Source organism: Listeria grandensis FSL F6-0971, assembly GCF_000525835.1.
Classification (GTDB): domain Bacteria; phylum Bacillota; class Bacilli; order Lactobacillales; family Listeriaceae; genus Listeria_A; species Listeria_A grandensis.
On sequence record NZ_AODD01000022.1, the window covers coordinates 46410 to 58784 of the forward strand.

The 12375-nt window shown below is 39.9% G+C and carries 12 protein-coding genes, 1 tRNA gene and 1 pseudogene; 1 reads left to right on the top strand and 13 read right to left on the bottom strand.

Annotated features, from left to right (window positions below; translation table 11 throughout):
- Positions 1-41 precede the first annotated feature (41 nt).
- The 6 genes and pseudogenes from PGRAN_RS12020 to PGRAN_RS12045 form a co-directional block, all read right to left on the bottom strand.
- Positions 42-971, bottom strand: coding sequence for a dipeptidase (locus PGRAN_RS12020; RefSeq protein ID WP_036067353.1), 930 nt, complete (start codon positions 969-971; stop codon positions 42-44).
- A gap of 182 nt (positions 972-1153) precedes the next feature.
- Positions 1154-3366 (bottom strand): annotated as a pseudogene (locus PGRAN_RS12025) (MMPL family transporter).
- 91 nt (positions 3367-3457) lie between these two features.
- Positions 3458-4060: a TetR/AcrR family transcriptional regulator gene (locus tag PGRAN_RS12030; RefSeq protein ID WP_036067354.1), complete on the bottom strand. Its 603-nt coding sequence runs from the start codon at positions 4058-4060 to the stop codon at positions 3458-3460.
- A 67-nt stretch (positions 4061-4127) separates the two neighbouring features.
- Positions 4128-4997, bottom strand: a complete 870-nt coding sequence (gene uvsE, locus PGRAN_RS12035) for a UV DNA damage repair endonuclease UvsE (protein WP_241433346.1) — start codon at positions 4995-4997, stop codon at positions 4128-4130.
- Between the two features lie 277 nt (positions 4998-5274).
- On the bottom strand, positions 5275-5886 hold the full coding sequence (locus PGRAN_RS12040) for a hypothetical protein (RefSeq protein ID WP_036067356.1): 612 nt from the start codon (positions 5884-5886) through the stop codon (positions 5275-5277).
- 174 nt (positions 5887-6060) lie between these two features.
- Positions 6061-6132: transfer RNA gene (locus tag PGRAN_RS12045), tRNA-Arg, on the bottom strand.
- A gap of 202 nt (positions 6133-6334) precedes the next feature.
- Between PGRAN_RS12045 and clpP the strand changes: the two genes are divergently transcribed.
- Complete coding sequence (clpP, locus tag PGRAN_RS12050; RefSeq protein ID WP_036062063.1) at positions 6335-6928, top strand: ATP-dependent Clp endopeptidase proteolytic subunit ClpP; 594 nt, start codon at positions 6335-6337, stop codon at positions 6926-6928.
- Positions 6929-6982: 54 nt separating this feature from the next.
- On the opposite strand, the gene PGRAN_RS12055 is transcribed toward clpP, so the two are convergent.
- The 7 genes from PGRAN_RS12055 to PGRAN_RS12080 form a co-directional block, all read right to left on the bottom strand.
- Positions 6983-7732 carry a LytR/AlgR family response regulator transcription factor gene (locus tag PGRAN_RS12055; protein WP_036067357.1) on the bottom strand — a complete coding sequence of 250 codons (750 nt, stop codon included), beginning with the start codon at positions 7730-7732 and terminating at the stop codon, positions 6983-6985.
- Positions 7733-7747: 15 nt separating this feature from the next.
- Positions 7748-8626, bottom strand: coding sequence for a sensor histidine kinase (locus PGRAN_RS12060; protein WP_159101147.1), 879 nt, complete (start codon positions 8624-8626; stop codon positions 7748-7750).
- Between the two features lie 501 nt (positions 8627-9127).
- Positions 9128-9289, bottom strand: a complete 162-nt coding sequence (locus tag PGRAN_RS16385; RefSeq protein WP_077914679.1) for a cyclic lactone autoinducer peptide — start codon at positions 9287-9289, stop codon at positions 9128-9130.
- The gene (locus PGRAN_RS12065; RefSeq protein ID WP_051998622.1) at positions 9276-9878 is read right to left on the bottom strand and encodes an accessory gene regulator B family protein; all 603 of its coding nucleotides are present in this window, start codon (positions 9876-9878) and stop codon (positions 9276-9278) included. The genes PGRAN_RS16385 and PGRAN_RS12065 overlap by 14 nt, the downstream gene beginning before the upstream one ends.
- Positions 9879-9892: 14 nt before the next feature.
- Positions 9893-10474 (bottom strand): hypothetical protein, encoded by a 582-nt coding sequence (locus tag PGRAN_RS12070; protein WP_036067360.1) that lies wholly within the window; start codon positions 10472-10474, stop codon positions 9893-9895.
- A gap of 233 nt (positions 10475-10707) precedes the next feature.
- Positions 10708-11448, bottom strand: coding sequence for a LytR/AlgR family response regulator transcription factor (locus tag PGRAN_RS12075; RefSeq protein WP_036067361.1), 741 nt, complete (start codon positions 11446-11448; stop codon positions 10708-10710).
- Complete coding sequence (locus PGRAN_RS12080) at positions 11445-12365, bottom strand: sensor histidine kinase (protein WP_036067363.1); 921 nt, start codon at positions 12363-12365, stop codon at positions 11445-11447. Before PGRAN_RS12080 ends, PGRAN_RS12075 begins: the two co-directional genes overlap by 4 nt.
- Positions 12366-12375 lie beyond the last annotated feature (10 nt).

The window sequence follows — 12375 nt, forward strand, 5'->3', positions numbered from 1 at the left end:
ATTAAAAGCACCTCCCAATTGTGCTGGGAAGTGCAAAAGTCTTATTTCGGTAAATGCCGTATAAAATTATCATAGCAAAAACCTTTAATTTCCTGCTCGGTAAAATGCTTTCTAAGCGCTGCGATAAACGCCGGATATTTCGAACAATCCTCCAAGCCTTCGATATGATAAGGAATACCATCAAAATCCGAACCAAAACCGATATTATTTACACCGCCAAGCTCACAAATATGCTTCATATGCGCGATCAAGTCGTCCATATATACCGTATCCGCCGTATCCTTAACAAAAAGCGGATAGAAAACAAGATGAATCATCGCATCTCGTTCAAGTAGCGCCTTGATTTGCTCATCAGATAAATTACGATGATGGCCACAAACTGCTTTAGCATTAGAATGGCTAGCAATCGGATAATCCGCTAGTTCCATCACATCCCAAAAAGCTTTTTCGCTCAGATGTGATACATCGGTGAACACTTTTCGGTCATTCAGTTTTGCGACGATTGCTTTACCAAAATCCGTCAAGCCTGCGCCCCGCGTTTCTTCAATGCCATCCGCGGCTAGGTTCGCATTATTCCAAGTTAGCCCGACAGAAAGCACACCATAATCAAGCATTTGATCCAGTTTTCGCAAATCTGTACCAATTGGTTCCACGCTTTCTAACGTTAAGAAAGCCGCGATCTTCTCTTCTGGAACACGCGCAACATCCGACCACTGTCTCAGCGGCTTGATGACACCATTCCGATGCAAAACATGCTGCTTATAAATGTTGACCTGTTCAATCGCTTTTTTCCACTTTTGTTCCACAGGAGTCGCAGGATCGAGAAAGATTGCGAAAGCCTGCATTTTGACACCACCAGCAATCATTTTCTCAAAATTCACATCAAGCTGCTCCGAATCTTGAAACGTTACTTTCCCAGCTCCAGCCTGTAACTTATAAAGCGCGTCACAATGCATATCCACGATGTTCATCAATACACCCACCCCCATTTAATATCTCTATTATATACTTTTTGGAGTGGGAAACAAGCGTTATTCTCATAACCCAGAAAACGCCACTAAATTCAAGCGCGCCGAGAAATGATTAGATGCTAGGAAAAAGCGAGTACTGGAGCGGAATGTACGACTTGTACATGAGCACCGGAACGGAAGTTTTAACGACGCAGATGATCGTTTCTCGGCGCGCTTGCTGGCCAGAACGCCCATTTTCCGAATAGCATTGTAATCGCTGGGACTAGGAAAGGACGGACAATAAACGTATCTAGCAAAACGCCAATCGCGGTGATTAAGCCAAATTGGACGAGCAATTGAATTGGTAACGTGGTTAAAACAGCGAATGTTCCTGCTAAAATGAGACCTGCCGATGTGATAACACCACCTGTTTGTCCTACACCTTCCGTTATAGCCTCACGTAGTGGCAACTCTCGACTCTTTTTCCAGATGCTTGAAATCATGAAAATATTGTAATCCTCACCGAGCGCAACGATAAAGACAAACGCATAAATCGGGATGAGCCCAGCGATCGCGTCGACACCCATAACATAATGGATAATAAGCCAGCCAAGTCCAAGCGCACTGAAAAAGGAGAGCAGAACGGTTGCCACGAGGTACACCATTGCCGTTATCGAACGCAAGTACGCGAGTAGCAATAACGCAATCAAGCCAATAACAAGTGGGATAATCAACGCCTCATCTTGTTTAGTCACTGCTCGTGAATCGTATTGTGTCGCCGTTTGACCCGCAATCCAGACATTTTTTTGGGAAATCCCCGCGTCACTTAGCGTGGCTTCCGCCGTGTTGCGGATATCTGGGATCACGTCCATCGCTTCGTTACTGTAAGGATTATCAGAAAGCTCAATCGTATACATCCTATAATCCGGGTTCTTCGTACTAGGAACCTCCACAGAAACATTTGCTATCCCATCCAGTTTTTGCAAATTAGCCCGAAGATCCGTTTTTTCACCATTCGTATTGACAATCAAGTCCACCGGCGCCAACTGACCAGCACCGAAATGATCGCTAATCAGCGTAAAGCCTTCACGTGATGGCATATCTTTTGGGAATGTCGAAAGCGTATCATACGTATATTTCACCTGCGTCGCAAAAAACGCACACCCACCCAAAATCAAAATCGTAATCACAAACGTTTTAATCGGATGATGCGCTGCAATTTCGCCAACACGATGCCAAAAACGATTTTCACGGTGTAGCTTGGCTTTTTTGCCTTTTTTCGTAGCATGCGCTTTTGCCATTTCCTCTGTACGTGGCACGAATGGCCAGAATGAAACCCGTCCGAATATGCCAAGTAAAGCTGGTACTAACGTCAACGAAGAAATCATCATAATCAAAATCGACAAGCTAAATGGCACTGCAAAATTGTGAATCGAGCCATATTTTGCGACCAATAGAATAAGTAGCGCCGCCATGACTGTGAAACCGCTGAGCGCAATCGCTCCCGCCGTGTTACTAAAAGCTTTTTTGAATGCCGTATAGCGATTCTCATCATGATGAAGCTGACTGCGGAATCTGGCTATCAAGAACAAACAGTAGTCCGTCCCAGCCCCAAACAACAGCACCGTCATGATCGACAACCCTTGCGAACCATACGTAATCACGCCCTCTTTCCCGAGCAACGCAATGATCGGCGTTACCGCCAAATACGCAAAGCCAACCGCAATGAGCGGAATAAACGCCAAGATTGGCGATCGATAAATCACAAGTAAGAATACCAAAACAAGTAATACCGTCCCAATTAGAAGCGAAACATCCGCATCACTAAACAGCTCCGTCGCATCTACACTAATCCCCGCCGGTCCTGTCGTGCGCGCCGTCAATGCATCCTTGCTAGCCACTTTCTGATCGAACGGTTTATCTACAAAAATCCCATTCGCTGTTTTTTCTAACTCCTCAAAACTCGTTTTCAGTTCATCCGAAGTCGCCTCCGAATCCATCAAAACCGTCTGAATAAACGTCGTGCCGTCCTTTGAAACCTGTTGCTTTACAACTGGAAGCGGCATTTTATCATAAGGAACCACCGTTTTCTGATGCTCCACTGGATTTTGCTGTAATTCCTTCGAAAACGCCTGAATCTGCGCTAAATCCTTATTGGTCAGGCCCGTACTCCGATACCATGTAATCAATGCCGGCGTACCTTCCCCAGTTGGAAACTGCTCATCCATCATTTTTTGCGCAACAACAGAAGCTCCGATGCCGCTAAATCAGGCGCCGCATCATCTTTATAGTCCGCCGTTTTAGGCAAGAACACTTGCAATGCAACCACAATCAAGACCCAAACAGCAAGCGTAATCCACCTGCCACGCTTACCCCCAACCGCATTTGCAATTTTACTAAAAATACTATGACTCATCTCAACTTCCCCCTTATTTCATTTATCAGTCGATCAATTTTTTCGTTTATCAAATGATAAATATTTATTTATAAAAAAAGAGACATTCCGATTATACCTCTTTTTCACAAATTCCAAACATCATAAAATCAATTAATTCATCGATCCGATCAGACATCGAACCTTGCCGAAACTGGCTATCACTAGCAAAAATCGGACTAATCGTTGACAAGCAATAGCTCGCCGCTGCCTCACTCGTCACTCCTGTTCGGAGCATTCCGTCATCAGATATTCTTTCAAAAAGCCGCTTGAACGGATCCAAATAAGTCGACTGCCACAACTGGAACATCAAAAACTGATTTTCCTTCTTCAACTCATTCAAAATATCATGAATCATCATCAAAACATTCGTCGGATGATTCTCAATCAGCATCATTAACATAGCCTTTAATTGCTTTTGCGGCGAATGATTGGCCTGCTCAATCGGAATCATATCCGTATGAATCTCAACCGTTAGCTGCCGAACAACCTCGACATAAAGCGATTCCTTATCCTTAAAATGATGGTAAAGCGCGGGTTGCGTCATCTGGCACAGCGCCGCAATATCACGAGTAGAAACCGACCTATAGCCCTTCTCCATAAACAGATCACGAGCCGTCGTTAAAATTTTATTACGCGTAAAAATCAATTCCTCCGCACGTGTCCGCTTCTTCATCGTATTTCGCCTCCATCACTCACTAATCATCATTTTATCATGACTTGGCGCATCCGTAAACCTCCATTCATAGCTTCTCCCGCAACGCCAAAACAGACTGCTCCTTGCGCTTCGCCTCAAACATAATGTCCACATCCCGCCCATCGAGTAATCCCATTAACCGCTGAAAATCCTCCAGATGAATCAAATCATGATGCGACCGGTCTGTAGCACCCGTTTTTCCAGAACTAATATGCATTTTTGGCGTCGTTTCCCACGTTTTAAAAACATCCGTCACTATTTGCGCCACATCTGCGTCTGGCTCATGATTACAAATATGATGATGAATATCAAAACAAACCGTTGCCCCCGTTGCCTTCGCAATCCCCAAAACATCTGTCGCCGTATACGTCTTATCATCATTTTCAAGCCGTAAAAGCCGCTTAATATCATTCGGTAAGCCGTTATATGCACGAATAAAGCGCTCACTTGCCGTTTTCTTATCCCCGTAAGCCCCACCAATATGCAAAATCATGTCTGTGCCACCGACCAAATCCAACAACTGCTGGTGATACGAAAGGTCCGCAATTGCCTTCTCCACAACATCCACACGCGGCGAATTAATAATCGTATACTGCCCAGGATGCATCGATAACCGCATCCCGTGAAGCTCCCGCAATCGACTAATCTCAGCCGTCAAAGCCATAATATCCGCATCCCGCTGCCAATCCCACGTCATAACCGGATGCGATGCAAAAGGAATCAAATCACTCGACATCCGGAAAAAATAAATCTCATGCGCAATATTCCACTTCAAAACCCGAATAACCTCCGCCAAATTATGTACCGCAATCTCCTTCACCTTTTCCAGCCCCTGCTCCTCGACCGTCCGCAACCGACACGTCCGAAACTTCGAAGGCATCGACATATTAATACACGCATAACCCAATTTCATCATTCCACCCCATTCGCACCCCATCATAATAAAAAGCAACCATTCTACCAGATAAAGTGGTTTTGATGGTTACTCTTTCTTCTATCTGATTACAGTCTTGATTAATTTAACATAAGAATCAATGCAATCCACTATTTATTATTCTTTTTAGGATTTACAAACCATAAAACTATTAAAAAGATAAGAGTTAGTATAGCCATAACATACGCTGATATATTACAGTATACTGACAATAAGAAAATAATAACAGCAAACACTGTTAAAAATATTTTTTTAAGCATTATTGATATTCAGACCCCCAAACTAAACTAGCTGGAACAGGAGATGGCGTTGAGTTAAAGACAATACCGCCTGGACAAGCGCTTAAAACTACTCCTAAAGTAGAAACAACTTTTCCAATTAGAGGTCCAGGAATCCAGATTCCTCCAATTGCTGCTCCATTGCCAACCTTATGGACAGTTGCTTTTTTCACCCATACTCTTAGCCCCCACCAGTAACCTTTAACCGCATTTTTACCTTCAATATATTTCGCTCTCTTTAAAAGCTGAGGTCCATTGGCAGATTTTTCAGTAATGGTGACACCTTGGCTATCAATAGTAACATCAACATTTTCAGTGCTAATCATTTCTTCAGTTAAAAGGTTAGCATCATTGATTTTAGCGTGTAATAAATTAAATTCTGTTGAACTCAACTCTCGCTTTGCATCATCTTTAATCGAGAATGCACCTGTTTTTACATTCAAAACTACATATTGATCAAATTTCAAAACTTGGCCCTCCGTCAAAACCTGCTCTTTATTAGTTTCTCCAACCATCTCGGTTTCCTCTGCTGACGCTGCAATTGTTGGGCTTATACTTGCCATCCCCATAGCCACTACAAGTGTTGCTGACATTAATTTAAGCTCTCTTTTTTCATTATCCTCACTCCTAGTTTGTATTTACAATATTAGATACTTCGTAAAAAGGCCAAATATCATTTCCATACAAAAAAGTCGTTATTCTGTATATAAAACTTGTCATACCAACAAGTTAACGCAGTTTAACGACTTCTTTTGTTTACTCAATTATGTCCTCGACAGGAATCGAACCTGTATTTTAAGCTTCGGAGGCTTACGTGCTATCCGTTGCACCACGAGGACGAATTATTAATGCACTCACAATCAATAATTATAGCGGAAAACTCTCAATTACACAAGCTTTATCTTACATCAAAATTTCATTCAAGCCTTTCGTTTGACCTAGTTTGACCATTCGTGTAATATAGAAGCATCAAGTAAGAAATAAAAGGCAAGAAAGACATGCTTTTTAAATGAAATATACCTAAACAGGAGGGTTTTTATTATGAATTTAATTCCAACAGTAATCGAGCAAACTAGCCGTGGGGAACGCGCTTATGACATCTATTCCCGCTTACTAAAAGATCGGATTATTATGTTAGGTAGCGCCATTGACGATAATGTGGCAAACTCGATTGTTTCGCAGTTGTTGTTCCTAGACGCACAAGATCCTGAGAAAGATATTTTCCTTTATATCAACTCACCAGGTGGTAGTATCTCTGCTGGGATGGCGATTTATGACACAATGAATTTCGTAAAAGCGGACGTTCAAACAATCGCGATGGGTATGGCTGCATCGATGGGATCGTTCCTACTTACAGCTGGTGCGGACGGCAAACGTTTTGCACTTCCAAATGCTGAAATCATGATTCACCAACCACTAGGTGGCGCACAAGGTCAAGCGACAGAAATCGAGATCGCAGCTCGCCACATTCTAAAAATCAAAGAACGCATGAACACCATTATGGCTGAACGCACAGGCCAACCAATCGAAGTTATCTCACGCGACACAGACCGTGACAACTTCATGACAGCAAGCGAAGCAAAAGAATACGGCCTTATCGATGATATCGTAGTCAATAAAGCTGGTCTAAAATAAGCAGAAACTCCCGAAGTACCTCTTATCACAGAGATCTTTCGGGAGTTTTTCTTGCTATTTACGACCATCGATAAAGTCACGAAAATCCCTGCTAGCCCTCGAAGACAACAAACATATCTCCCCATTTATCATCGTAATTTCGCCAGTCACATAATTGACCGATTCGATTTTGTCCGTGTTGACAATAAATGCTCGATGTGTCTTATAAAAGCGCTCATCAAAGCTATCTTCCAAGTTCTTGATTCGTCCGTAAAATTCGATTTGCCGATCTTTCCCATGCAAAATAAGCCTCCGCGCCTTGCCTGAAATTCCTAAAAACAGAATATCATCATACGGTTCATGAATCACTTTTTCATCCGATTTTGTCGTAAAGAACTTGCCAACATCTTTGCGTTCCCTGCTCACCCGTTCCTCTACACTTTTCATACAATCAAAAATCCGATTGCGCACTTTGTCGAAATCGTCCTTAATAATATAATCCATTGCTTCGACTTTATATGTAAAAGTTAAGTAACTAAGTTCTGCATGTGTGGTAATAAAAACGATAAACCCTCTTGGATCATATTCCCTGATTTTCTGCGCCAACTCCAAACCATCAAGCCGCGCATGTTTCAAGTCTACATCCAGAAAGTAAAGCCCCATACCCTCGCCGCTAAGTTGCACGTAGGATAATAGTTCTTCAGGATCACCTGTGGATAAAGCAAGTTCCATATCAAAATTCTCAATCATAATATAATTTTCGACATGCTTAATAATCTCATCTCTTTGATTATCTTCATCCTCACAGATAAAAACCTCAATCATCTCCTCACCCTCCAGTTAGCCTATTTCCAGTTCCTGCACAAAACCATGTTGCGTTACCTTCGTGTCTAGGGATACATTCGGATATTTCTTTAACGTCTTTTTCAAAGTGGATAGCCCGATTCCGCGATTTTCACCCTTGGTTGAGAAACCTTCCTCGAAAAACTGATGAACAGGCGGCGAATCCTCCGGTAAACTATTAGCAAAAATGAGTACAATCGCTTCTTTTTTCTGAATAATTGCAACACGAATCGACGGATCATCAGTACCAATAACAGCCTCGATCGCATTATCCAACAAAATCCCAGTAACACGACACAAGTCAATGCTGTCCATATTGATATTATCGATCACCTTATAAACTTCCACTTGCGCATCCACGCCCATTTCCTGAGCACGAATCATCTTAGTTGCAAACAAGCCTTTCAGTTCAATGACTTCCAGATTCCGAAGTGTCGAAAGTTTGGAAATATTAACCTCCATATCCGAGTTCATCGGAATAACCTTCGTCCGGAAATAAACGCTGAGCCCATCCATATCTTCATTCGAAATAAAACCATTGATACCAGACAAGATGTTCACGTAATCGTGACGGAAAACCCGCATGTCTTTTTGAAGCGCTTCGAGTGCACCGACATATTCGCGGAGTTGCTTCATTTGGAGGGCTTGCGCTTCGACTTTCGCTGATTTGACTGCATTTTTCACTACATATGAAAGTATTATAATCATAATAATAGTATATGTTAAAAATACTATTGCATTGGTTCTTAAAGTTTCTCCTGAAAATCCTGACATGCTTCCTTGCCAAATGTAAACATAAAATAGACACAGCGTTACTGAGCTAATAATAATAATCAGCATCAAATATTTCCCTTGAACAATAACATCATTTCGCAATCTACCTATAATCCTATCGATAGATTTGAAAAGAATGCAAATATAGAGTAACATTAAAACTTGTTCAATAAAAGAATCTTCCATAACAGGAAAGTTTGTAATCATAGATAGCAAAAGCATTGTTATATAAGAAAGTGCGTATGCAACTACAGTACACAAAACAGCACCCACCACACTAATGAGAGATAATTTGATACTTTTCGACTTAGAATACAGTACAAAAAACAATACAATTATGATGTACAAAACCGATAGGTAGCTTACATAAAAGAGTAAAGGTATTGCTGTCATCATTAGAAGAAGTGCAGTTATCAATGATAGCTTTAAAGAAAATTTTACCCTACTAATAATTTGAACACCTAGTAAAAAATAAATTATCTGCATTGCACAACTGAATATTGTAGCCATATTTCCTCCCTCTGCCTTATAAAATAAAGTAATTTTAATTAAATTATAGAGGATAATTCAGCATTTTACAAATTTCAAACGTATTTCTCCAATTTATTTTTTCCTTGCTAATAAGCTAGTTGGGAGTTTAGGTTCATATACAAAGCCAACACAGCATTTATTCACTGACTTACGTGCCAAATTAACTGCAGCTTCTTCAATTACATCACGAAAATTCATTCTATTTTTATTGTTCTTTTCGTTATACATTTTCATAGTTATTATATCTCCTCATTAAAAGTTTGTAGGACAGTGGATGAATCATTATTGTTTGGAGCAAACAACCAAACAATATTAGTACCTTGTAGGTTTGCATCGGAACAATAAATACTATAGCTATAATAAAAAAAGTGTTAATTATAGATTTTCGTCTCAAAGCGTGTCTTTTTTGAGCGTTAAAAAGCGGCATATTTTCAGTATCCGAAGGTGAAAATATCGCAATATTCAGTAAAATTAAGGCGCTTATAATCACAATCATCCACCCAGACAATTGCACACCCCTCACAAAATACGGTAACACCACAAACATCACAACACTCGTTATTGTGCACCCCAAACTAGTCTTCGCATGCAAACCAAACGAATGCCTACGAACAATCAAGTAAGAAAGATGTACAACCAACGTCTGCCAAATCATCCCTAACAAGGCGGCGGCAAGGTATACGGTAATTCCCTTCGTCACGTTCACTAAAAATATTTCTACACCATACTTTACAATCGCAAATCTGTCTTCATCGACTTCCCTATCACGGAAAATCGTTCTGGTAATCTTTGCTGCCATATTGGGGACGGTCAAACTAAACATGCCAATTCGCCTCCCTATTCATCGAGTGCTAATTCCCAGACAGAGACCAGCGAAATTTCACTGGCCCTATCCGAATTAACGAACTCTTCAATTTCTACCCTATCATTCGGTATTTCATTCTCATTCAATATTTTCTCTATGTTTCGTGTTACCATTCCGTCCTGGGAGAGAAGATTGCTCTTCCCTCTCAGCAGCGGCTTACTATACAGCGCCTCATCCCGATAAACAATCATGTACAGCTTGTCGCGATTAAGTCCTACTAAAAACCGGTTATCACTGATTCCAACGTGCCTCGTGATGCTATCCAAAAAATAGATGTATCCACGATATGTAATCAACATTTTATATTTTGGCTGATGGCTTGATACTGGAAACTGGTCCAAAAAGTAGTCTTTTCTATTTATATATTCACATCCAAGCTTTGAAAATACTGCTAACATGAGACAATCCCACTTCGAATCCTCACTATTACGGTCTACTAAATTAATTTTAGCCAAAACGGGGCTAAAAAATTGCAAATCACGCACGATTTCCTTTTGGAAAAATAAGCATGGTTGTGTGCTAGCCATTTTTGCTTGAACAAACGGTTTCATCATGTCATGATCTACTCCTTTCAGCGTCGAATAATGGGACTCAATCTGCTCATCTCGGTAAGCCTTATTTCCATAAACTTATTATACGACAAGAATTCATCATTTTTTCTATTTGGTCGTGAACGTCGCGATTTCGTTCGTAAACGCAAAAAAGAGGTCTTTTTTAAGTAATTAATATAACTTTTAATTGATTTACCCCCCAAAAAAGGATGAAAAAGAGCTGCAAAACTTCTGTTTCATCCCTTTTTTTTTATTTTTTTTAAACCTTTTATTTTTCTTGTGGACACCATGCATTTTTCTCCATTAACCATGTGAATGACATTTTTATTCGTATCAACTTCTAAGATGTGATCTTGATTCACCAAGAATGCGCGATGTGTTCGGTAAAATCGATCGTCTAGCTCGGATTCCATTTCTCTTAATTTTCCATAAAACTCAATTTGGCGGTTTCTACTGTGTAATATTACTTTATGTGCACGCGGAGAAGTTTCAATGAACAGGACATTTTCTAGCGGCTCGTGGATAATTCGATCATCTATTTTTATCGTTAAGTATTTACCTTTCTTTCCGTGGTTATCAATTCGTTTGCTAACACTTTCCATACATTCGATGACACGTTTCCGAATATTATCGTAGTCGTCTTTGATGATGTAATCCATAGCTTCGATTTTGTAGGTGAATGTTAGATAACTCATTTCCGAATGGGAAGTAATAAATACAATAAACCCTCGCGGATCGGTTTTTCTAATTTCCTTTGCTAGTTCAAAACCGTTAATTGTTTGTGTTTTTAAGGCGACATCAAGGAAATACAGACCTGACTCTTTCTTTTTGTTGATGGCATCCAATAATTTAGATGGTTTTTCTGTTGCGAGTAGAACGCGCATATCTCGATGTTCGATGGTGATGTAGTCTTCGATATACGCCACAATTTTATTTCGCTGCATTTCGTCGTCTTCGCATATGTAGATTGGAATCATTGGGTTAAGTCCTTTCTATTTGTGTATTCGGAAAGCTGGTTTTTGTTTTTTATTAATACTTGATTTAGTGGCTTAATTGTTTCTTGAAAGTAATTTTTAAGGAGAAGTTGATCGCCTTTTTCAATGTAACCGTGTAAACTTGCTAAAATATTAATGTAGTCGTGGTTGAAGTCGCTCATCTCATTTGAAAGTTTTTCAAGAGCTAGTGTGTATTTTGTTAGTTGCTCTTGCTCCATTTTCTGCTTTTCTATGTTGATTCGTGCCTGATTAATCTTTGAAAAAACAAATGTTGTCCCCACAATCATAGACAGTAGAATCACAAATATAATCCCATTAATAAAACCAACTTCACTTGAAGATTTGTACAATGACTCAATATAGATAAATGAAAACACAATGAACACTGTAATTACTATAATAGATACAAGTACATATGCATTTTTATTTATTGCTTTCACATATGATGTACTTCGAATTAAGTGACTAACTACCGTCGAAACGATATAGGTCAATATTGGGAAAATAGCGCAATATACTATATTAGCCAAAATAATATTCGTCAATATATCATAATTCCATAACCATTTTATTAAACTAGATATAACTCTAAAGATCATATCTACGGGATAATAAGTTATTACGACTAAAAGGAGAAGCGTTAGTAATGGCGCCACAATACAAACAAGCCAGCGTTTCTTTTTCCATCTCAGTATTAATATGAATAAAACAGCTATAGCAATTGGCACATAATATTGTATATAAGGAAATACTATGTCCCCACACATCCCTAACAGCGCCCCTACTATAACAATAAAGCGCGTTGAAAATACTTTATTTGCTAATATGTTCACCGAAATCACAATACAATATATTTGGGTGATAATTATCATTGTTATTATCATATATTCTGAATCCATATTTTCTCCC